We start from the raw sequence: 22,366 nt of genomic DNA on the forward strand, positions 1-22,366 counted from the left end.
TAATTGCTATGAAAAAACAGTCAGAAAATCAGCCAATTGATGATCTGTTTGCCCGGAAATTGGGTAATATGTCCCTGCCGCCAAGCGCTGATGGCTTTGAGCGGCTACAGGCGCGTATGGGCAAAGGTAAACAGGAGGAACGGGTAGTATTCTGGCGTAATCCAGACATACAGCGCTATATGGCTGCTGCTGCCTGCCTGCTCTTAGTGTGCTTGTTTGGATGGCTATATTGGCCATCAGGTAGTAAGGTCACTATTGATGGAATACAAGTAGCGACTACTCAAACGCATAAAACCACTTCAACGGTTAAAAAGCCAGATCAACATGTAGAGAAGCGTGTGGATCAATCAATCGACCCAGACGCAATCCATACTCGTCCAAAACAGAATATAGCTGCCGAACAGCTGGCGGAGGTGAATAAACCACAGACGATTCATGAACGAAATATCGTTTCCAAGAACCCGTCTGCTGACGTTTTTAAACCAGCTCGTAAGTCTGTATCAATTGACCGAAATGAACCAGTTCTGGCGCAGACAACCCCAGTAGCTCCTAAACCCAAGCCAGATGTAATAACGCCAGTTGTAGTACTACCAACTAACCCGTCAACAACTGAACAGGTAGCCGACAATAAGCAAGTGATAAAATCTGCACCAGCCGCTGAACGGGTTCTGGTTGTAACGATTGCTGAACCGGAAGCGTTAGTTGCTGCTCGCCAGGCTGCTAAGGCGTCCATTGATGAGAAGCCCGTAGTGGCAGTCAGTGACAAACCAGAAAAAGAAACCAAAGCGGGTGGTTTGTGGCAGCAGGTCAAACGGATTAAACAAGGGGAAGTATTTGCTCGTCAGGATAACCCAAGCGATGATGAACGGGGTTTACTCGGCCGGGCATATAGTGGGTTGAAACACAGTTTAGATAAAGATAAATCAGCTAAACAATGAATAGGGGATTGTTTTTGGTCGCAGCAGCAACCATATTTTTCATGACGTTAGCGACTCAGGCTAAACCACTCAGCCCAACCGATTCGTTGGTCATTCGGTTTGCGAACCGCACGCGTTTGGTAATTTATGGGCCGGATAAGGCTAGTATTCAGGCCTTGTCGAATTATGACCTCAATAAAATCGTGCGCGAAATGGGCATGAAACTGGATTCTGTACCCGGTGGGCCAACCGCTATTTCGCAGGATGGTGGACGCTTTCTCAAAGATACCGTTCTTGTCGTAACCAAGAAAAAAGATGGGGTTACGATTGTTATTAATGGTAATAGCGACACGACTAAACTAGCTGAATCGCAAAAAGATAGAGATAAAAAGCAGTATGAAGAAGCCTCTCAACGAGCGAAACGTAGGAGAGAGGGAGGGAATTTTGATTATGGGGTGAGTATTGGGTTGAACAACTTCATTCAGCAAAGTACATCCGTTGCATATCCTGAAGATAGTTATGATCTACAGCCTTTGGGTTCACGTTACTTTGCACTATCTATGGGAGCAATGCCAACAATTATCCGCGGAAAATATGCATCATTGAAGTTATACTACGGCGTTGAAGTAGCCTGGAACAACTTCATGTTTGAAGGAAATAACGTGGCCGAAAAGACGGCTACAGGTGTAGCTTTTCCTGATGCAGGCCGTGATCTACAAAAAAGTAAGTTGACCGTTTGTACCATTGGGGTTCCGGTTGTGCCACGGGTTACGTTCTATAATAGTGATGGCCGCAAGGTTTGCCACATCGGCCTGGGTGGTTATGTAAACTACCGACTTGATAGTTATCGGAAGATCAAAGAAGCGGATGGAAGCAGAGACCGTCGGCATTCGGATTATTACCTAACTAATATTCGCTACGGGTTGATGGCTCATTTGGGTATTCGTAGCCTGGATTTTTTTGTGAAGTATGACATGAGTCCATTATTTGAAGCAGGTAAAGGGCCGGATGTTCGCACTTTAGCATTTGGTATTGGCTTCTAAACTATGCCAGAAAAATCTATTTCTATCATTGGCCTGGGTTGGCTAGGGCTGCCATTAGCTAAGCAATTACTAGTGGCAGACTTTCGGGTAAAGGGCAGTACAACATCAGTTGAGAAAGCTACTTTGTTAAGACAGAATGGCATCGAGACATATTCACTCCAGCTAACCCCTGAGCCAGTTGGCGACCTTACTCAATTACTTCAGACTGATACGCTGATTATTAATGTTCCACCCAAAGCTGGAAAACTAGGCGAAGATTTTCATCCGACACAGGTTAATTCTCTAACGGATGCAATACGCCAATCGTCAATAAAGCATATCATCTACGTTAGCTCCACATCCGTTTATCCTGAACTAAATCGGATTGTTGTCGAACAGGATGTTACAGAAATTCAGCAATCTGCCTCACAAGGAATAACTAAGGCTGAACAGTTGGTGCAAAGCCTTACTCCCAAACGGCTTGTAACGATACTCCGCTTCGGAGGGCTGATGGGTTACGATCGTATTCCAGGTAAATACATTGCTGGACGGACGGTTGACAGTGGAAATGTACCCATCAACTACCTTCATCGCGACGATGCTGTGGGAATCCTGACAGCTATCATTCGACAAAAAATAAGTGGAACGTTCAATGCTGTTGCGCCGGAACATCCTACGCGCGAAGCGATCTACCGGAAAAGCTGCGCTGATTTTGGGTATGAACTGCCCACATTCATTATTCCTGCTGACCCAGTCCCATACAAAGTAATTGGCGTACAGAAGCTGATTCAGGAAACGCAGTATCAGTTTCGGTACGCTAATCCACTAGATTTTTTTTATCACCTATGACCGAAGTAAATGCCGAAGTCGAGTTTGCAAGAATCCTCCCGATGATGGCTTGCTTCGTGGGGTGATTGCACGGTTTAGCGAGGCCAGAAACAGAAAGTAGCCCTGGGCGTGCCAGGTTCGAAAACGCTCGCTAAGCTGTTTATCATACTGAGGTAAGTAATCTATCAATTTGGTCAAGTCAAAGCGGTCTGAGGCCACACCAACGCCCGCACGCTGACCGTCGATGGCATTGCAAGCCTGTTCATAGTGATTCGATTGGGGAATCATGAGCGCGGGTTTACCAAGATAAGCCGCTTCACACACAGACTCGAAGCCCGCTGTAGTCACAATGGCCTTGCAACGGGCCATAAATTCCAGAAAGCGTTTGCCATCAATCGCATGAAAGGTTAGTGTTTCGTCAATAACCTGATCGGCAACAGGTACCCCAGAATGAAATCCGTCCATGCGGATGTCAGGATGTTGTTCATGCGCTTTAAGTAGCTCTACTTTCAGGCCGGACTGCGTAACATAGGCCAATAGGAAATCGCCCACAGATGGTTTCAGTTCTGTTACTTCCTGCCGAAGCAAGGGCGGTACAATACGCAGTCGCTGGCGGGGCTCGTCAGCTTGCTTGTCGAAAGACAAGGCGAGTAGCTCTTGCGCGCCAAAACAGGTTAGCCGCGTATTTAGTTTGAAGGCCTGCCGATAAAACCATTGTCCTTTGGGGCGTTGAAAATTCGGATGAAAAGCCATGTATTGGTGGGCAATGCAGATCATCGGCACGGATGGGCGCAACAAAGCATAAGTCATTCCCCCAAGCATTTCGAAGAAATTAACGACCACATTGGGCTGCTCTGTTTCAATTATATCGCGCACTTTTTGCAGGCTACGCCAGAATGGTTTAGCGTAGCGGATCCCCTGCATAGTAGTTTTGAAGGGTTCGAGTTCATTAGTACCCGCATTATAAACCAACCCTGGGCTAAAAACCGGGGTAATGGGGGCAGTGAATTTCTCACTAAAAAATGCGGGCACATCCCGTTCAGCAGTTACTCCAACGATGGCGCCAATAACTTCATGACCCGCTATTTTTAACAGCTGAGCCAGCGATAGAGCCTGCGTCAAATGGCCTCGTCCTTCACCTTGTACTAAGAATAAAACACGCATAAATCAAAGAGAGATTAAATTGTCGGGATAGGAAGTGCGCTATTAATGAGGTTAGTAACTGGCCTGCTGGATTGTATTTGTGAATTGATTTCGGCCTCTTGCGTTAAATCCATCGTGTAGTACAGAAGACTCCAGTTGCCATCATGGTCTTCAACCAATGCACTCAGCGACTCAACCCAGTCGCCGGAGTTCATGTAAATAATACCGTCGAGTTCTCGGATGGCGGGTTGGTGAATATGCCCGCAGATCACTCCGTCGCAGTTACGAGCGCGGGCTAGCTCAGTTAATTTTTGCTCGTAATCAGAGATATAGCTAACAGCCTGCTTGATGCGCGATTTAATCAGTTGAGATAGGGAATAATAGGGTAGACCGCGCCAGTTTCGGTAGTTATTATAAAACTTGTTGACCCAAAGCAGAAAGGTGTAACCTATATCGCCCAGATAGGCCAGCCACTTCATTTGGGAGGTAATAGAATCGAAGACGTCGCCATGGGTGACGTAGAACTTTTTGTCGCCTGAGCTGAACGTATAATCTTTGCGAATTGAAAAATTCTTACCCACTTTGAGGGGCATTACCTGATCCAGAAAATCGTCGTGATTACCCCGTAGGTAAACAACTTTTGTATTGTAGTGAACGATTTGTCGTAAAACCGTTTTAAAAAAAGCAGTGTGTTTTTTCTTCCAGGTACCGTATTGTTTCAATTGCCAGCCATCAATGATATCGCCATTCAGGATAAGCTTTTGACAAGAGTAATTTCGTAGAAACTCGGTGGCCTCTTTTGCTTTCGACCCGGCAGTGCCGAGGTGAATATCGGATAGCACAATTGTGCGGAACTGGGTGCTTACTTGCATGAACGAAACTAGACATCATACATGACGTAAGATTTATCACACTGTTACTAAATTGACAAGATTATAGCTCTAAGAGCGCAATGGTTCATATTGACTTAACAAACAACAACTAATGGAGAATCCAGTGCTTATTTTCGGGGCGGGGAGCCTGGGCCTGACGGCTTTAGACCTGTTTCAGCGTAACAGTGTGGTGGTTTACGGACTGCTGGATGATAATAAAGAATTGCACGGTAAAGAGTTTGGCGACGTATCGGTGCTGGGTGAAACCGATGATGACGGCTTCCTGAAACTAATAGGACATAAGTGCGAAGCCTTCGTGGCTATTAGTGATGCCCGCGTACGAAAACGCTTAGTCAAGATGCTGAACGAACGACGGAAAGTGCAACCGGTAAATGCAATTCACGACACGGCAACGGTTTCCATCATGGCTACAATTGGCCACGGAAACCTGATTGCAGCCCGCGCCGTCATTAATCCGTATGCAGAAGTGGGGCAACACTGCATTATTCAGTCCGGTGTAATAATTGAAACCCAGGCAAAACTTGGTGACTACGTCCAGGTTGGAACGGGTAGTGTAGTAAACAGTGGCGTAACGATTGAAGAAGGAGCTTTTATTGGCACCGGTGCCATATTAATTTCCGGCATTACAGTTGGCAAAGGGGCACGCATTGGAGCGGGATCAGTTGTAGTAGAAAACGTAGAGGCTGGAGCAACCGTATTTGGAAACCCTGCTAAGAAATTGTAAGAAGCGTATTTAAGTGGAGTAGGTAAAGTAAGTGGAGTGAGTTTAGTGAGTGCGTTAGATGTCGTCCACTCGCTAAACTCACTCCACCTACTTTACCCAAATACTATTATTCGACATAGAGAACCTCATTGGCCAGAAAATCCTGGTAGGTGCGTTCGAGGCCCTCTTTTAGTTCGGTTTTGTGTTTCCAACCCATATTATGAAGACGGGAAACATCCATAAGTTTTCTTGGGGTACCGTCTGGTTTATCAGTATTCCAGCGTAGTTCACCTTCGAAGCCTACGATTTCTTTGATGAGTTCGGCTACTTGTTTGATCGTTACATCTTCGCCCGTACCAATGTTCACGAACAACTCGTCGTTATAATGTTCCATTAAAAAGAAACATGCGTCGGCGAGGTCGTCGGCGTGGAGAAATTCGCGCATCGGCGAACCCGTTCCCCAAACTTCTACCGTTGGCTGGTTGTTAATTTTTGCTTCGTGGAACTTCCGGATCAACGCAGGCAATACATGTGATCCTTGCAGATCGTAATTGTCATTTGGGCCATACAGATTAGTGGGCATGGCCGAAATGAAGTCACAACCATATTGGCTTCGGTAAGATTCACACAATTTAATACCCGTAATTTTGGCAATAGCGTAGGGCTCGTTCGTTGATTCAAGGAAACCGCTCAGCAGGTATTCTTCTTTGAGGGGCTGTGGGGCTAGCTTTGGGTAAATACATGATGAGCCCAGGAACAACAACTTCTTAACACCTGTTTGATAAGCATGATGAATAATGTTCGATTCAATCATGAGATTATCGTACAGAAATTCGGCACGATAGGTGTTATTAGCCATAATGCCACCGACTTTGGCCGCAGCCAGAAACACATATTCGGGGCGTTCCTGCGCAAAAAAGTCGGCAACAGCCGTCTGATTACGCAAATCCAGCTCAGACGATGTTCGGGTTATAATAGTAGTGTAGCCTTCAGCTTGAAGTTTACGAGTAATAGCCGAACCGACCATGCCTCGATGTCCGGCAACATAAATACGGGCCTGTTTTTCCACGAGAATTGATTATAAACAAACCGCCAACTATTGGCGGACGAGTTGATAAAATAATAAGACTTTATAAAGCGTTGCAAAACTAACAAACTTCAGGGACCAATCGTTTGCCCGTACTATGTTTGCTTATACCTTAAAACTACCGATTTTTTTCATACTGGCAATCGGTATGACCATTTCTGGTGCTCAGGCGCAACCTGCAAGTACTGCGCCGTCTTCACTCACAACGGCGTCGAAACCAGTTTTGGCTCCATCCGGTGCGGCTCCATCGCCCTTTGCCCCGTTCACATCTGTGCCTTCATCACTTACAACGCTTGGTTTACCAACCATGTCGTCGTTAAAGGAGCAAAAGGATGCTTACGTTGCTGGTATAATGCCCGATTTAGGCCTGAAAGTGAAGCAGTTAAAGAAGCTAAAAGCTGAGAAAAAATCTAAAAACAAGCTATCGAAGACCGAATATGAAGGCTTGTCGATGGTCAAGGCATATACAAAATTCGGCAGTGGAGATCGGACTATTGTTGAGGAGTTTCACGTCCTGCGCGATAACGATGCGGCTAAACCGTTGCCTTACGTTCGGGAAATCTTTCGGTATTATCAGAAATCAGCCCGGGTAACAAGTTCAATTGTCAAGGACGAAGGCGCTGGATTGTTACTACACGGTTCTTATAAACGCTATCAGAACGGTGATTTGGTAGAGGAAGGATTTTATTATGCGGGGATGAAAGATGGCCGTTGGGAGAAGTATGATGCTAACTTTATGCTTGTCGACAAAACCCACTGGCATTGGGGCGTACCCGCCGAGTCACAGTTAGTGTATTATGATTCTACCCACCGTAAGATCAAGGAAATTGTTCCGAAAGAGTACGGGAAGGTAAAAGGCACCTACATGGCGTTCTATGAAAATGGTCTGCTAGCCGAAGAAGGAAAGTATGACAATGGCGTAAAAGTTGGCCGCTGGACAGAGTATTATCCTATTAATGCAAGTGGCCGTCGGATGCGACGAAAACTCATTCAATACGCCAGCGACCAGTGGGATACCGAATTTGAACCTTACACCATAACCGAATGGGACGAAAAAGGCAAAGTTACCTTTGAGCAGTCGAAGAAAAAGATTGTACAGGACGACGAAACGGAGAATTAGTTTTGGTGGAGTAAGTAAAAAAGTGGAGTGGGTGTAGTAAGTGCAGTGAGTTAATCAACTCGCTGCACTTACTACACCCACTCCACTTTTTTACTTAAAAACCCCCTTGGGGTCTGGCTGTTTAGCCATTAATTCGTTGAGGTAACCAAAGTCGAGCACCGAAAGATCAAGCTTGTGAGCCTGGTGAAAATACTCCCACGCTTTGGGGTAATCTGCTTTTAAATACTGGACAAGCGATAGTTTTTGAAAGGATAAGGCATTCGGATTAAGGGATACCGCTCGCTCCAAATGCCCTTCGGCATCTGACAATACATCCTCATTTGGCTTTTCCTGATATTGCTTAATTTCTACAGTTGCCAGATCGGTCATCAGAACGGTATTAATATCGTCAACAGCTATTCCTTTCTTCATCATTCGGATAGCATCGGGTAAGCGATTCTTCTGATAACAGACCACGCCTAATCCCCAGTAGGCATCGGCGTTTCGGTCGTTAAGCAACCAGGATAAATTGAAACGGTGGGCGGCTGTATCTAACTGGCCGCTGGCAATATAATCCCAGCCCCGAGCTGCAAAAAAAACACTAGCTTCGGTTCGAGTGCCGAAATTACGATCGCAATCATTCAGAAAATGAATTTCCTCATCGATCTGCGCTGTGGTTTTTGGCCGTTCACCAAACAGAGGGAGCGTATTGACTGATTCACCCGTATCGGCAGGGCCGCCAATTGACGTGGATTCCGTTGCTAAAGCAGCTTCCTCCAGATTTTCGTGTACCGATTTAGACTGCCGAACCGGGTCGCCCGAACGTGCCGACGTAATGAACTGCTTAGTTTGTGCAGCCGCCAAAAACGGTAACGCAACTAAAGTACACTGTATCAGCTTGATCCGAACGCTCATAGGAAATCACTATACCTAAGGTATATGCTTTGGTAAAACGAAAGGAGCATCTAAATTAGTGCATTATCTGCAAATTAGCGACGCCCACCCCGAGGCCCAGACCGCTTTGCCCCGCCAACTTTATGGCTGGATCCACCCGGACGAGGTCCTGGTTTACGCGAGAAGGGTTTCTTGACACCGGCTTCTTTTGCTTCGGCTATTGATCTGGCTTTTCCGGGGGGTAGATTTTTTGCTTTCTTGTCATGAAAAGCGCCCAGAAACTCTGGATTATCTTTTCGGCGTTGCTCATCAATTTCCCGAAGCATTGCCTGTTGTTCATCAAACGGAGTTTCTGTAACCTCAACATTAGCCGGGAGCGGTTCCCTGGGAATAGTCATGCGGATAATTCGTTCAATTTTCTGCACATGATACTCCTCTGCCGTAGTCAGAAACGTAATAGCCGTTCCCGTATGATTAGCTCGACCAGTCCGACCAATCCGGTGCACATAGTCTTCGTAGATCAGCGGTAAATCGAAATTGATAACATGACTCACTTCGGCCACATCAATGCCTCTGGCGGCCACGTCTGTAGCTACCAGCACCTGCACGTTCCCTTCTTTAAACGCATCCATGGCATTGATCCGTGTATTCTGGCCTTTATTGGCATGAATAACCCTGATCTTATCGGTCTCTACCACTTTACGTGCCAGAAATTTATAGATGTTCTCCGCAGTGCTTTTCGTTCGGGCAAAAATGATAACCCGTTGGAAGGCATCTTTATTAATCAGATAATCCAGGAGATTAATTTTCGTGCGAAAATTTGGCACTTCATAAATTACCTGACTCACCATTTCGGCAGTTGATGCCTGTGGAGTTACTTCTACTTTGACCGGCGCTTCCAGAAACTCAGCCGATAGCCGTTCAACCCGTCCACCGAATGTTGCTGAAAAGAGCAAGTTTTGCCGTTTTGTTGGAATAATCTCCAAAATTGACCGGATTTGGGGCATAAAGCCCATGTCCATCATTTTGTCAGCTTCGTCGAGCACCAGTGTACGAATATCTTTTGTGACGATCTCGCCAAGCCGGTACAGATCCATAAATCGCCCAGGTGTAGCAACTAGTAAATCGACTCCTTTGCGAAGTGTTTCAATTTGTGTTTTAGGACCTAAACCACCGTAAAGTGCCAGATGGCGTAAGCCAGTATATTTGCCTAACTCACTCACCGCTTCATTAATCTGCATGACTAATTCACGCGTTGGGGCCAGAATGAGCGCGCGAGGAGCAGTACCTTGTGCGTACTTAATTTTCATGAGCAGCGGTAGTAAGTAAGCCGCCGTTTTTCCTGTGCCGGTTTGGGCAATGCCCAGCACGTCATGATTACCCAAACTCAGCGGAATAGTTTGCTGCTGAATGGGGGTTGGTTCTGTATAGCCGAGTTCCGCCACAGCATTAAGTAGCTGACGGTTCAACTCGAACTGCTCAAAAGAGGTGATTTCCATAGGAAGCAGTCGGTAAGTCGGTAAGTGGGTAAGTCAGTAAGTGGCTGGTTCGAGCAGGATACAATTGTGTCAGCCACTTACTGACTTACCGACTTACCGACTTATCAACTTTTTTAAAACTGTTTCAGTATTCGTTCCACGCCACTAACGTAACCTGACCCAAAGAGATTCACATGAACGAGTAGTGGGTATAGATTATAGATGCCAACACGTTCATTAAAACCACTCTGAAGTGGGAAAGCTTCATCGTAGGCATCATAGAATCGCGCATCAAAGCCAGCAAATAATTTAGTAAAGGCGAGTTCGGCTTCCCGGAATCCATAATAAACGGCGGGGTCAATCAGTGCCGGAAGCCCGCTTTCATTAATCAGTACATTCCCCGACCATAAATCGCCGTGTAGGAGCGCCGGACGTTCGTTCGGAATCAAATCAGGTAAGCGTAGACGTAAGCGAAACAACGCATCATAGGCCTGTTTCGATAGCAAACCTTTGTACAGCGCTAAACCGGCCTGAGGTAGCAGCCGGTGTTCGAAAAAGAAATCAAAACCATCTGCGGTAAGCTTATTGGTCTGGGGTAAAGAACCAATGTAGTTATCGAAGTTTAAACCAAATTTAGGTTGCGTACAGGAGTGTAAAACCGCTAATTTCTGGCCTAATGTTTCCCAGTATGTTTTGGCGGGTTTCCCAAAGTCAATGTATTCCAGAATTAAATAAGACTTGCCCAGGTGACGTCCATGCCCAATCACTTGCGGAATCTGAAATGCGTTAGTTGGGCGAAGCAAATCAAGCCCCATTGCTTCAGACTCGAACATGCTTGGCGGTTCTGTAGACTGGTCCTCGAACTGATTCCATTTAATGAAGAATACCCCTGCCGACGAAAATACCTGAGCCGCCGTATTGATGTCACCGCCCGATAAAAACTGGGTTTCGATTACATCAACGGATTGGCCTAATACAGAAAACAAGATGTTTTCAAAGAAGGAGAATTGCTCGTCGCCCCAGAAATCCATGCGTTATATAGTGAATGATTTACGCGGTTCCCTGTCGCGATTTTTGGTAGTTTTCCGGTCCAATTAATCAATGGCCCAGTAAAGGGGAACTGTAAACGGTAAACCAGGAACCATAAATTTAAAATGAACGCTCAAATTCAGCAACTATATCACATTGCTCAGAAGCCCACACGCCGAATTATTGGCCTTATGTCGGGTACCTCACTCGATGGCCTTGACGTAGCCTTATGCCGAATTTCAGGTGCCGGACCAACTACTCAAGTCATACTAGAACGCTTTTCTACTGTGCCTTATGATGAAGAGCTGAAAGCTGATATCCGAACAATCTTTGCCAAGACCGAAATTGAATTTGAGCACCTATGTTTGCTAAATCCATATATCGGCCGGTTACATGGGCAGATGATTCTCGATTGCCTGCGTAACTGGGCTATTGAACCTGAAGCCGTCGACATTGTTGCCAGCCACGGCCAAACGGTATATCATGCCCCCAAAAGTCAGCACCAGCGTGATAAGTTCCCGAATGCTACCCTCCAGATTGGCGATGGTGACCATGTTGCCGCCATCACCGGTGTGATAACAGTTAGCGATTTTCGTCAGAAACATGTTGCTCACGGTGGCGAAGGAGCTCCCTTAGCTGTTTATGGAGACTATTTTATGTTCTCAAAAAAGGACGAAAATCGCCTTCTGCTTAATATGGGCGGTATTGCTAACTTCACCTACTTACCTGCCGATGAGGATGCGGGGAGTGTATTTACAACCGATACAGGACCGGGGAATACAATTTTAGATGCTTATGCCCGAAAATTGTTGAACAAGCCTTATGATGAAGATGGTAAACTGGCCGCTCAGGGTAAGGTGAACCCGATTTTGCTCAACGCTCTAAAAACAAACCCTTTTTTCGACGCGCCATTCCCAAAAACAACAGGTCCTGAAGTGTTTAATATGGCTTACGTTGAAGAAGCTCAAAATCGCAGCCGAACCACCGATTTATCAGATGCCGATTTAATGGCCACCCTGGTCCAGTTCAGTGCCGAAACCATAGTTGATACTATTCGGCGCGTGATGCATTCTAACGAGACATACAGTGTCTATATGAGTGGCGGAGGCATGCACAACCCTGTACTGACGGCTTCACTAAAGCAATTGTTGCCTAACTGTACCTTTAGCATCACCGATGAGCTCGGTATCAGTGGTGATGCTAAAGAAGCCGTTTTATTTGCCGTGTTGGCTAATGAAAGTCTGGCCGGAGGAAACACGTCATTTGGCAACAGGCAGGGCGTGCCAAGCGTGACGATGGGAAAAGTTAGTTTTCCCCGTTAGCTTTTTGGCCGAAATACCTTCATCTTATCGGCATCTGTAGTCAGAAAAGGTCCGCCAATCAGGTCAATGCAGTAGGGTATCGCCGGGAAAACAACCGACAGGCATTGACCTATGGCGGTTGGTTTTCCCGGCAAATTAAGCATCAGTGTCTGGTTACGGATACCCGCCGTTTGGCGTGATAAAATGGCTGTAGGAACGTATTTAAGGCTTTCCTGACGCATCAACTCGCCAAAACCGGGCATCATTTTCTGGCAAACAGCTTCGGTGGCTTCCGGTGTAACGTCGCGTAGAGCGGGACCGGTACCCCCTGTCGTTACGACCAGACAGCAACCTTCTACGTCGGCCAGTTCGATTAATGTGGCTTCGAGTTGATCCTGTTCATCGGGAATAACGCGATACACAGGTTCCCATTGACAGGTGAGCCAATCCGTCAATAAGCTAACAACCGCCTTGCCCGGAATGTCTTCATAAACACCTGCACTAGCGCGATCCGAAACATTTATAATGCCGATTTTAATCATGATTTGTAATTAATGTAAAATGAATAATGGTTAATGTATAATGATTGACAAATCTGCCATTACACATTAACCATTATTCATTTTACATTTTAAACTTAAGGTTTCTTTCGTTTCAAAGCCAAGTCGTGCGCCGTGTCGTAGTAGGAACGTAAACTGCTCCAGTCGAACACATCGGCAATGCTTTCAACCCGGTTACGTTGCTTGATGCGGTCGCGCTGGGCCATTCTTACGAAACGGTAAAGTACATCAGCTAACTGGTCAGCGGCTTCGTTGAATGACTGTGTCCGCCGATTGATCACGTAAATACCCCGATTTTCGTAGTCGCGCATGATTTGCATGATGAAATCACCAAAGCCCGACTGGTCGCTTGTAACGGTTGGGATACCGCGGACAACGCATTCCAGAGGAGTATAGCCCCAGGGCTCGTAATAGCTTGGGAATACGCCCAGGTGGCACCCCCGTACAAACTGGCTGTAATCCAGACCAAACAATGGGTTTGTAGATGCTATGAAATCGGGGTGATAAACGATTTTAACCCGGTCGTATTCATTATTGACCAGGTTTGCTTTCTGGATAAACCGGGTCATATCATCCTCCTGCACCAGATTATGGGTTACAAAAGGAGGGAGATGTTTTGTTTTCCAGCTTTGAACGGTCCGCCGAAGGCGAAGCCGCCAATACTCATCCACAAAGCTGTTTAAATCAGGCAAGGTTGTGCTCTGCGTGTTCGAAGCCGCTGCCTGGAACAGGCGCTCACCTACTTGTTTTTCAATACTTTCGCAAGTCTCCTGGATTTCATCAAGCAACGCACGGGAGTGAAGTACATCGGGATTTATGGATGTATATGGCTGTTTGGTAACCATGAACATAACAACTGTTGTGTCCATATTGGCTTCACGCATCCGGTGATTCAGACGGGCAAGAGCTTCGAGCGTAAGATCATATCCCTTGTTAGAAAACTCGAAACGGCCTGAGGTAAAGAAGTATAGCGTTTTTTCCAGGTCGAATGAATAGCTCTGGAAAAAGTGGCCCATGATAAACTCATGGATTTTCTGTTTATATCGAACGTGCAGATTCTGGAATTCATGAACAGCAGCAAACCGAGTGACGTTCAGGCCATTGGGTAAAACCAGGTCAGGATTTCGACCCAGAAATACCTCGCATTCACGTGCTGTTACATCGCTGACGGTAGTGAAAACGTGCGACTGTAAAGCCGCCAGCCGCTCAACCGTAGCCTGTGTTTCAATACCGTAGTGCTGGGCTTCACGCTTCCAATCAAAAAATGGGAGTTTACCGTAAAATCCAGGCTCGTTTTGGGCAAGATAACGCCCAAGCATGGTGGCGTGGGTGGTAAAGACAGTGGCCACTTTAACGTTATCACGACGCAGATCAGGCAAACCCGTGCTGGCCATCCATTCGTGGAAATGAGCGACGAAATCAACACGTCGGGCATGATCTTCGGCTAGCAGCGTGATAAAAATCCGCACCATTTCACCGAAGATAATTGTCTGATTGACAAGTTCCTCAACGTTGAGGGTTGAGAGTTGATGATTTAACCAAAGCTGTGTTTTTATTTGGTTCAACTGATCAATACCAATGCTGTTAAGATCGAACAGGACAACACGCGGGCGACCCGTAACAAGCCAATAACCATACTCAACTGTATAGCCTAATTCCCGCATTTTACGAACCGTTTGCCCAATTTCTGTTTCGTCGGGTTCGGTAATGGGTTCAAATTCAGCGGCAGACCGTTGGGGGAAGTAGGGCCCCAGTGCCACGTAGTTATCATCCCACTTTTCGACCATCGCTGGCACTTTCGACCGGATAACCGTATAAATTCCACCTACCTGATTACACACCTCCCAGGCTATTTCGAGTAGGAGCTTCCGCTTCGATGTTGAAAATACCGATTCCAATGTAGTTCGTGATTTTAAATAGTTGTATAGTAGCCGTAATTGCCCACTTTTGGGACGGCAATTAAGTACTATAAACAATAAAAGAAAAACTTGTTTATTTCAAATATGACTTTGCGTCGGTAACCTCTGTCTTTTTTTGCGTTGATAACGTATAGTTAAATCCCGGCTGAATACTATAGGCTCCGTGCTCACCTTTCTTATTTACAGCTAGAAAGCCAACCTGTATATCTTTATAATCTTGTTTTTTTATAATTCGTGAAGCGGCTTCTTCACAAGCTTGTTGAGGGGTGTGCCCCTGACGCATTAATTCGACCACCAGGAATGCACCACAGGTTCGCATAACTAATTCGCCTAGCCCGGTGGCACAGGCTCCACCAATTTCATTATCGACAAACAGGCCCGCACCAATAATAGGTGAGTCACCCACACGACCCCGCATTTTGTACGCTAGTCCACTGGTGGTACAAGCGCCTGAGATGTTGCCTTTATCATCAATGGCCAGCATGCCAATCGTGTCGTGTCGTTCGATATTGGCGATGGGTTTGTATTTGGCTGTTTTGAGCCATTCACGCCATTCTTTCTCCGCTTTTTTCGTGAGCAGATTTTCCTTTTTAAACCCCTGAGAGAGCGCAAAGGTTAGGGCTCCTTCGCCACTGAGCATCACGTGCGGTGTTTTTTCCATAACCGCCCGCGCTACCGAAATTGGGTGCATAATATGCTCCAGAAACGTAACAGACCCCGCATTGCCTTTCTCATCCATGATACAGGCATCAAGCGTTACATGCCCATCCCGATCAGGACGACCTCCGTACCCGACGCTCATGTCTTCTGGATCGGCTTCAGGAACTTTCACGCCTGCTTCTACCGCGTCCAATGCCCGCCCACCCCGATCTAATACGGCCTGGGCGGCTGCATTGGCCTTAGGTTGTTTCCAGGTTGAAATGACGAGAGGGGTACTAAGTAAAGGGGCTTCATTTGTAGTGAAGTCAACTTGGCTATTGGTGCCATTAGTAGTGTCAACTGATTCAGTAGAACCGAATGATAGCGAGGGGAGTAGCCCGGCCAGCGAGCTGAGAGTTAAAAAACGGCGTCGATTTACCATAGATAGGGTGCTTATGACCCAAAATAAAGGAATAAACGGCTGGCATTTGCTACTTTTAGCCAATTTATTCAAAACCAAGCATGGCGCTTCCTGACAAACATATATTACTTATGGATGGCCCCGATAGTAAGGGCCTGATTTACCACGTAACGGGCGTACTATTCCGACATAACTTAAATATCATCCATAATGATGAGTACGTTAGTCCGTCAGGCCGTTTCTTCATGCGTACTGAATTTGAGGCCGGGGTCGCGCACGACATGTTTGATAGTGCATCTTTACTACATGAATTAAAAACCACATTGCCCGATTTAGCAAATCAGTCTGAAATTACGTTTCGACTGAATCCCAAGCGTAAGAAAAATATTGTCGTGATGGTGACTAAAGAACACCATTGCCTTGGCGAATTACTGATTCGGTACGCGTTTGATGAACTAGACGCTGATATTCTGGCCGTTGTGAGTAACTACAATCTGCTGCAGCCCTTAGTCAGCAAGTTTGGCATTCCATTTCACTACATTTCTCATGAAGGCCGAACCCGTGAAGAACATGAGGAAGCCATTCTGCGAACAATGGCTATTTATGAACCCGAATATGTGGTTTTAGCTAAATATATGCGGGTGCTCACGGCTGGTTTTGTGAATCATTTCCCGAATCGGATTATTAACATTCACCATTCATTTTTGCCCGCCTTTATTGGCGCAAATCCGTACCGGCAGGCCTACGAGCGGGGTGTTAAAATCATCGGAGCTACGGCTCATTTCGTAAATAACGACTTAGACGAAGGGCCAATTATTGCCCAGAATGTAAAGGAAGTGGATCATCGACACACTGCTGCCGATATGGCAACGGAGGGGAAAGATGTAGAAAAAATTGTCTTGTCGCAGGCGTTGAAACTGGTTTTTAACGATCGGGTATTTATCTCCGGTAACCGGGCCATTGTCTTGTAACGCGGACAGGATGTCGGATTGCCGAACCACCGCGTTACACCTGCCGCACCACGGCCTTTATTTTTGCCTCATTAGCTTCTAGATATTCATACTCATCAGGAATACTGGTAGCCATTGATACCGACGGTTGCCGGAAAATCATGCGGCTGTCTTCTTTCTGACTACCACTCAGGTGCAACGCATCGACACCCGCTTCTATTAATTGACTGGCATTTTGGGCATTCACACCAGCTCCGGCCATAATCTCAATACGTCCTGCTGAAGCCTCTGCCAATTGGCGAAGGACTGGTAAACCCAGGTCAACGGTTTGCTGCTGGCCAGAGGTTAGAATGCGAATGGCGCCCGTACGTATTACGGCTTCCAGCGCTTCAATCGGATCACGCGTCATGTCGAATGCACGATGGAATGTAATGGGCAAGGGGTGGGCCAACTCGACCAATTCTCGTGTTTGGGCTTCATTTACCTGGCCATCAGGCTGCAAAATACCCAGTACTACGCCATCAGCCTCCAACGTTTTGGCCATTAAAATATCAGCTTTCATAACGGCCAGTTCGGTTTCGGTATAAAAAAAATCGCCCCCGCGTGGCCGAATCATTACATAAAATGGAATGGTCAGGTGCTGGCGAACCAGTTGAATCAGGCCTGCGCTGGGTGTCGTTCCTCCTTCGGCAAGGCCCCCGCATAATTCAACACGTCCGGCTCCGGCTCGCTGCGCTGTGAGGCATGAATCGAGCGAATAAGCGCATACTTCAATAAGCATAAGTAAGTGATAGAGAGGTTAAGCAAAGGCCATATAACCGGGGGCGAAATAAATAGAAACAGTATTTACTAGTTTGTCTCATAAAATTTATTTACTTCGCTACAAACAAACGGCGTTATTGCGCGTTAAAGGCCTAAATCCCGGCAGAATAACGATTGCGAACATTTTTGCCTAAAATAGCTTGGATATTACCGATTTTTTTACTTTTGCACCCTCATTGAAAATAGACATCAAAATACGAACACACTATGTACTGGACACTCGAACTGGCATCCTATCTGGAAGATGCCCCCTGGCCTGCCACCAAAGACGAACTGATTGACTATTCAATTCGCTCAGGTGCCCCCCTCGAAGTAGTTGAAAACTTACAGGAGCTCGAAGACGATGGGCAACCCTATGAGAGCATCGAAGAAATCTGGCCGGATTATCCAACCAAAGATGATTTCTTTTTCAACGAAGACGAATATTGAGTCGTTCGGGAATTTTTTGATAAAAAAGGCGTAACCCTCTTTGGATTACGCCTTTTTTATGCAATACGGGTTTCTACCGAAACGACCGACCGTCCTCATTACAATGATTTCGATTCCGTCTCGGGCTTTTTACTTTTTACGGCCCGGTCATATTTTTTTGGCGCATACAGGAAACCGAATGCTTCGGCACCTTCCCGAGTATGTACTTTATGGTGAATGTAATGCGCCCGCATAATGCGTTGCATGTACCGCCCACTGGTATCAACTTTCAACTTTACGCGCCGATGAACAATGACGTCGTGGAAAACGAAATAGAAGAAACCGTAAAGCGTAACGCCAGCTCCAATCCAGGCCAGAAATTGCCATTCTGGAAATTCGACACCAATAAGAATCAAACTAATAGCGGTCAGGCTAAACACAACGGCAAATAAATCGTTGATTTCAAAAAAACCGTTGTGATGGTTGTGATGGTCGCGATGCCAACTCCACAAAAAGCCATGCATGACATACTTGTGTGTAAACCAGGCAACGCCTTCCATAAAACCGAACGTCCCTAAAACAAGCGCAACGTTTACCAGCATTTTTATGTTTTCTATAAAGTAAGAAGTACTTTAGTAACGGTTAACTAAGTCGAAAAGTTGACGTAGGCAAGCCGAGTTTTTAATGAAAGATAGAGATATGGGCTGGACATTTGCAAGTTTGCAGAAAAGCCGTATATTTATCCCTAGTCAGTGTACAACCAGATGAACCCATCGGTTATGGACTATCAAGCGCTCAAGAACCTGGTTAAACGGGGAGAGGGTAGCAGTTTAGAGTTCAAGCTGAAAACAAATCATCCCGAGAAAATAATCCGGGGCGTGGTCGCTTTCGCTAATACAAACGGAGGAATCATGCTGATCGGTGTCGGCGACGACAAGAAGATCCAGGGATTGAAATATGCCGATGAGGACGAATACCTGCTCGTCCGGGCTATTAATAAATTTTGTTTTCCCCGAATTTCCTACACTATTGATCGGGTACAACTCTACGACGAACGGGAAGTTCTCGTGATACGTGTGCCCCGAAGCCCAACCCGTCCTCATTATATTATTCCCGATCCGACAGAACCGGACAACAAAAAGGTGTACGTGCGCGTCGCTGATAAATCGGTGCAGGCCAGCCGTGAAGTGCGCGAGATTTTGAAAGGCGAGCAAGCCGAACGCGACATCCGCTTCAGCTATGGCGAGAAAGAACATAAGCTCATGCAGCACCTTGGCGAACACGACAGTATTACGGTTGACCTATTCGCGAATATTGCAGGCATTTCGCGCCGTATTGCCTCCCGAACGCTTGTGTTGCTGGTGCTGGCGAATGTACTTGAAATTCATCCGAGCGATATCGTGGATCAATACACTCCCAGGGCCATTCAGTAGAGTTGGGTATATGTTGGGAATGTCTTACTTTGTGAAGCTCAGAAACGATGCATCACAAAACCAACGACTATGTCTCAGCCCCCAATTACTCACAAACCGTTTGTACCCGCCACCGAATCACCCGCTGAGTTTACCCTAAAAGCGATCATTACCGGAGCGGTGTTTGGTGTATTGTTTGGAGCCGCAACGGTCTATTTATCCCTCAAGGCCGGGTTGTCGGTATCGGCATCCATCCCTATTGCGGTATTGGCCATTTCCCTCGGTCGTCGGTTTCTGAACACGACCATTCTCGAAAACAACATTATTCAAACGACGGGCTCTGCGGGTGAGAGTATTGCCTCTGGGGTGGTATTCACTATGCCGGGCTTTCTTTTCCTGACTAACGGGAGTGGGGCTGATTTCTTCAATTACTGGACAATCCTGACGCTGGCCATTCTGGGCGGCCTGATTGGTACACTGATGATGATTCCATTGCGTCGGTCATTGATTGTACAGGAACACGGCACATTACCCTATCCTGAAGGCACAGCCTGCGCATCGGTGCTGATTGCGGGCGAGAAAGGTGGAGATTTTGCCAAAACAGCTTACCAGGGATTAGGAGCCGCGTTGCTCTATGCGTTTCTACAAAAAGTACTGCACGTGATTGCCGAGGTGCCCGTTTGGGCCACAAAACAGGCTAATCGGTATTTCCCGTCGGCGCAGGTAGCAGGCGAAATAACACCGGAATATCTGGGCGTTGGCTATATCATTGGATTCCGGATCTCAGCAGTTTTAGTGGGTGGGGGAATTCTGGCGTGGTTGGGGTTAATACCTCTGTTGGCTTCTCTGGTGCCGGGCGATACGATTGCGCTACAACTTCAAAAGCTTGGCTATTTAACGAATCTGCAAACGGCGGGTGGACCTGGTGGCTGGAATCCAACGACACATACGTTTACTGATACGGCTGCGGCTGTATATCGAGCGTATATTCGACAAATTGGTGCAGGAGCTGTTACGGCGGGCGGTTTTATGACCTTAATCAAAACGATTCCAACGATTGTCTCATCTTTTAAACAAAGTTTCAGCCGCTCGTCGTTGAGTGCTATTGAAACAGAAGACGAATTAAGCTTTGGTAGCCGGACACCGCGTACCGAACAGGATTTAAGTGTTCGAATTGTAATTATCGGCAGTATTTTGCTTACTGCTTTAATGGTTGTGTTGCCTCAAATTCCTGGCGATTCCATTATCACCAAATTATTGATTGCCATACTGGTTATTGTATTTGGGTTCTTCTTTGTGACCGTTGCCAGCCGGATTGTGGGACTGATCGGCTCCAGCTCCTCTCCTGTTTCCGGGATGACCATTGCTACCATTATGGGGACGTCGCTGGTTTTCATTGGCTTTGGGTTAACCGGAAAGGTATATGAACCTGCCGTATTGGTGGTTGGCAGTATGATCTGCGTAGCGGCTGCCAATGCGGGTGGTACGTCGCAGGATCTTAAAACGGGTTATCTGGTTGGTGCTACACCAAAATACCAGCAAATGGCCTTGTTTATTGGCGTCATTGTGTCATCGCTAGTTGTGGGGGCAACGGTAAAGATTCTCGACACGCCCACCCCCGATTTGCTGGCCCAGGGAATTACACACGCTATTGGCTCCGACAAATTTCCGGCCCCCCAGGGAACGCTGATGGCCACACTTATCAAAGGCCTGCTCTCGTTTAACCTCGACTGGCAGTTTGTGCTGGTTGGCGCGTTTATCGCCTTTGTATTCGAGTTAGTAGGTGTTAGTGCCTTAGCTTTCGCTGTAGGACTTTATCTGCCTCTTTCTACAACGCTTCCTATTTTTGCGGGCGGCCTGGTTAAGTCGATTGTTGACTGGAACGCCAAACGCAAGGGTACTGTAGAAGAAGATGCAGATCTGGGCAAAGGGAATCTCTTCGCAACAGGTCTGGTAGCTGGTGGCGCGTTGGCGGGCGTTGTTGTGGCGTTGCTATCTGTCAACGAGTCGATTTATAATGGATTGGCATCGCTTACGCTGGAACCCGCGTTGGCAAGTGCACTAGGTGAAGGCGGCTATGAATTGCTGGGTGCACTCGCTTTTGTCGGATTGGCAATTGTATTATGGCGGGTGGCGGAGAGCAGACGTTGAGCTGATTTGCGACCGCTTACTAAATGGAGAGGTGTGAGTAGATAAGTAGTTAGGAGTAAGTGCTTTATTAAAAGATAATTAAGCAACCCTCTCCTTAATTACTATCAATCATGCTGAATACGCTCTCGTCGTTTTTCTATCGCATTGCCTCCTGGAAGACACTTTTTCTAGGAGTTGTTCTGTACATGCCTTTCCCAGCTTATTTATTCCAAAATCTGGAAGCGCAGATGAATGCGCTAGCCGGAAAGATAGTAGGGCCAATTGACCTGTTGTTGGGTTATAACCCGGCAAAAATCAGCCAGATGGTTGCGGACTATGGTTCTGAAGGGCGGGCTATTTATGCGCAAGGTGAACTAACAACTGATATTGTTTATCCACTTATTTACACCTTTCTGTTCTGCACCATACTCTCGTTGCTGTTCAGGAACCGAACGTATGCCCCTTTCCAGTTGGTGAATGTATTGCCGGTTGGGATATGGGCATTCGATCTGATGGAAAATGCCTGCATTGTGTACCTCCTTAAAAGCTACCCTCAGGCGTCGGAAGCGGCTGCCCTGCTTTGTTCCGTAGTTACCAACCTAAAATGGGGTGTGACGCTGGTAGTTGCAATTGTATTTGTATATGGACTAATACGGCTGGTAGTCGGTAGTCGGCAACGGACCCAACAAGCTTCGGCTAGTTGAATTAACG

At 46.6% G+C, this 22,366-nt stretch carries 22 protein-coding genes; 11 read left to right on the plus strand and 11 right to left on the minus strand.

The features are described 5' to 3' along the window. Positions 1-8: 8 nt before the first annotated feature. The 3 genes from ACYVGO_RS03000 to ACYVGO_RS03010 are packed head-to-tail and all read left to right on the plus strand — an operon-like array spanning position 9 to position 2,788. Positions 9-938, plus strand: a complete 930-nt coding sequence (locus ACYVGO_RS03000) for a hypothetical protein (protein ID WP_460967460.1) — start codon at positions 9-11, stop codon at positions 936-938. Positions 939-979: 41 nt separating this feature from the next. Beyond that, positions 980-1,960 (plus strand): hypothetical protein, encoded by a 981-nt coding sequence (locus tag ACYVGO_RS03005; RefSeq protein ID WP_246859392.1) that lies wholly within the window; start codon positions 980-982, stop codon positions 1,958-1,960. Between the two features lie 3 nt (positions 1,961-1,963). Further along, entirely contained in the window at positions 1,964-2,788 is an 825-nt protein-coding gene (locus ACYVGO_RS03010) for an NAD(P)H-binding protein (RefSeq protein WP_460967462.1), read from the plus strand. Here ACYVGO_RS03010 and ACYVGO_RS03015 read toward each other — a convergent pair. Both ACYVGO_RS03015 and ACYVGO_RS03020 read right to left on the minus strand, forming a co-directional pair. Further along, positions 2,783-3,931 carry a glycosyltransferase family protein gene (locus ACYVGO_RS03015; protein ID WP_460967464.1) on the minus strand — a complete coding sequence of 383 codons (1,149 nt, stop codon included), beginning with the start codon at positions 3,929-3,931 and terminating at the stop codon, positions 2,783-2,785. The two genes, ACYVGO_RS03010 and ACYVGO_RS03015, sit on opposite strands and share 6 nt — an antisense overlap. 14 nt (positions 3,932-3,945) lie before the next feature. Next, a complete protein-coding gene (locus tag ACYVGO_RS03020; protein WP_142770365.1) occupies positions 3,946-4,782 on the minus strand; it encodes a UDP-2,3-diacylglucosamine diphosphatase in 837 nt (278 codons plus the stop codon). Between the two features lie 112 nt (positions 4,783-4,894). Here ACYVGO_RS03020 and ACYVGO_RS03025 point away from each other — a divergent pair, with 112 nt between their 5' ends. Continuing rightward, on the plus strand, positions 4,895-5,527 hold the full coding sequence (locus ACYVGO_RS03025; RefSeq protein WP_460967466.1) for an acetyltransferase: 633 nt from the start codon (positions 4,895-4,897) through the stop codon (positions 5,525-5,527). A 106-nt stretch (positions 5,528-5,633) separates the two neighbouring features. Here the strand turns inward: ACYVGO_RS03025 and fcl are convergent, their stop codons facing one another. Then, positions 5,634-6,575, minus strand: coding sequence for a GDP-L-fucose synthase (gene fcl / locus ACYVGO_RS03030; RefSeq protein ID WP_142770367.1), 942 nt, complete (start codon positions 6,573-6,575; stop codon positions 5,634-5,636). A 166-nt stretch (positions 6,576-6,741) separates the two neighbouring features. On the opposite strand from fcl, the gene ACYVGO_RS03035 reads away from it, so the two are divergent. Beyond that, positions 6,742-7,713, plus strand: coding sequence for a toxin-antitoxin system YwqK family antitoxin (locus ACYVGO_RS03035; protein ID WP_460967468.1), 972 nt, complete (start codon positions 6,742-6,744; stop codon positions 7,711-7,713). 90 nt (positions 7,714-7,803) lie between these two features. Here ACYVGO_RS03035 and ACYVGO_RS03040 read toward each other — a convergent pair whose 3' ends face one another. The 3 genes from ACYVGO_RS03040 to ACYVGO_RS03050 all read right to left on the minus strand — a co-directional run bounded on the left by ACYVGO_RS03040 (position 7,804) and on the right by ACYVGO_RS03050 (position 11,095). After that, positions 7,804-8,607, minus strand: coding sequence for a tetratricopeptide repeat protein (locus ACYVGO_RS03040; RefSeq protein WP_460967470.1), 804 nt, complete (start codon positions 8,605-8,607; stop codon positions 7,804-7,806). A gap of 74 nt (positions 8,608-8,681) precedes the next feature. Further along, on the minus strand, positions 8,682-10,085 hold the full coding sequence (locus tag ACYVGO_RS03045) for a DEAD/DEAH box helicase (RefSeq protein WP_142770369.1): 1,404 nt from the start codon (positions 10,083-10,085) through the stop codon (positions 8,682-8,684). A 113-nt stretch (positions 10,086-10,198) separates the two neighbouring features. After that, complete coding sequence (locus ACYVGO_RS03050) at positions 10,199-11,095, minus strand: fructosamine kinase family protein (RefSeq protein ID WP_142770370.1); 897 nt, start codon at positions 11,093-11,095, stop codon at positions 10,199-10,201. 123 nt (positions 11,096-11,218) lie between these two features. Here ACYVGO_RS03050 and ACYVGO_RS03055 point away from each other — a divergent pair, with 123 nt between their 5' ends. Next, positions 11,219-12,415, plus strand: coding sequence for an anhydro-N-acetylmuramic acid kinase (locus tag ACYVGO_RS03055; RefSeq protein ID WP_460967472.1), 1,197 nt, complete (start codon positions 11,219-11,221; stop codon positions 12,413-12,415). Here the strand turns inward: ACYVGO_RS03055 and mog are convergent. The 3 genes from mog to ACYVGO_RS03070 all read right to left on the minus strand — a co-directional run bounded on the left by mog (position 12,412) and on the right by ACYVGO_RS03070 (position 15,954). Beyond that, positions 12,412-12,936 carry a molybdopterin adenylyltransferase gene (gene mog / locus ACYVGO_RS03060; protein ID WP_142770372.1) on the minus strand — a complete coding sequence of 175 codons (525 nt, stop codon included), beginning with the start codon at positions 12,934-12,936 and terminating at the stop codon, positions 12,412-12,414. The genes ACYVGO_RS03055 and mog overlap by 4 nt on opposite strands. 95 nt (positions 12,937-13,031) lie before the next feature. After that, complete coding sequence (locus tag ACYVGO_RS03065) at positions 13,032-14,852, minus strand: glycosyltransferase (RefSeq protein ID WP_460967474.1); 1,821 nt, start codon at positions 14,850-14,852, stop codon at positions 13,032-13,034. A gap of 94 nt (positions 14,853-14,946) precedes the next feature. Beyond that, positions 14,947-15,954 carry an isoaspartyl peptidase/L-asparaginase family protein gene (locus ACYVGO_RS03070; RefSeq protein ID WP_460967476.1) on the minus strand — a complete coding sequence of 336 codons (1,008 nt, stop codon included), beginning with the start codon at positions 15,952-15,954 and terminating at the stop codon, positions 14,947-14,949. Between the two features lie 110 nt (positions 15,955-16,064). Between ACYVGO_RS03070 and purU the strand changes: the two genes are divergently transcribed. Then, on the plus strand, positions 16,065-16,904 hold the full coding sequence (purU, locus tag ACYVGO_RS03075; protein WP_460967477.1) for a formyltetrahydrofolate deformylase: 840 nt from the start codon (positions 16,065-16,067) through the stop codon (positions 16,902-16,904). Between the two features lie 34 nt (positions 16,905-16,938). Here purU and ACYVGO_RS03080 read toward each other — a convergent pair whose 3' ends face one another. Next, complete coding sequence (locus tag ACYVGO_RS03080) at positions 16,939-17,664, minus strand: copper homeostasis protein CutC (protein WP_460967479.1); 726 nt, start codon at positions 17,662-17,664, stop codon at positions 16,939-16,941. A gap of 248 nt (positions 17,665-17,912) precedes the next feature. Here ACYVGO_RS03080 and ACYVGO_RS03085 point away from each other — a divergent pair, with 248 nt between their 5' ends. Next, positions 17,913-18,134 carry a DUF2795 domain-containing protein gene (locus ACYVGO_RS03085; RefSeq protein ID WP_009284883.1) on the plus strand — a complete coding sequence of 74 codons (222 nt, stop codon included), beginning with the start codon at positions 17,913-17,915 and terminating at the stop codon, positions 18,132-18,134. A gap of 98 nt (positions 18,135-18,232) precedes the next feature. Here ACYVGO_RS03085 and ACYVGO_RS03090 read toward each other — a convergent pair whose 3' ends face one another. Beyond that, positions 18,233-18,715, minus strand: coding sequence for a sterol desaturase family protein (locus tag ACYVGO_RS03090; RefSeq protein ID WP_142770377.1), 483 nt, complete (start codon positions 18,713-18,715; stop codon positions 18,233-18,235). Positions 18,716-18,877: 162 nt separating this feature from the next. Here ACYVGO_RS03090 and ACYVGO_RS03095 point away from each other — a divergent pair, with 162 nt between their 5' ends. The 3 genes from ACYVGO_RS03095 to ACYVGO_RS03105 all read left to right on the plus strand — a co-directional run bounded on the left by ACYVGO_RS03095 (position 18,878) and on the right by ACYVGO_RS03105 (position 22,359). Continuing rightward, the gene (locus ACYVGO_RS03095) at positions 18,878-19,546 is read left to right on the plus strand and encodes an AlbA family DNA-binding domain-containing protein (RefSeq protein ID WP_460967482.1); all 669 of its coding nucleotides are present in this window, start codon (positions 18,878-18,880) and stop codon (positions 19,544-19,546) included. A 69-nt stretch (positions 19,547-19,615) separates the two neighbouring features. Continuing rightward, complete coding sequence (locus tag ACYVGO_RS03100) at positions 19,616-21,676, plus strand: OPT family oligopeptide transporter (RefSeq protein WP_460967483.1); 2,061 nt, start codon at positions 19,616-19,618, stop codon at positions 21,674-21,676. A gap of 110 nt (positions 21,677-21,786) precedes the next feature. Beyond that, positions 21,787-22,359: a hypothetical protein gene (locus tag ACYVGO_RS03105; RefSeq protein WP_460967485.1), complete on the plus strand. Its 573-nt coding sequence runs from the start codon at positions 21,787-21,789 to the stop codon at positions 22,357-22,359. The last annotated feature ends 7 nt before the right edge of the window (positions 22,360-22,366 follow it).

The organism is Spirosoma migulaei, assembly GCF_054776855.1.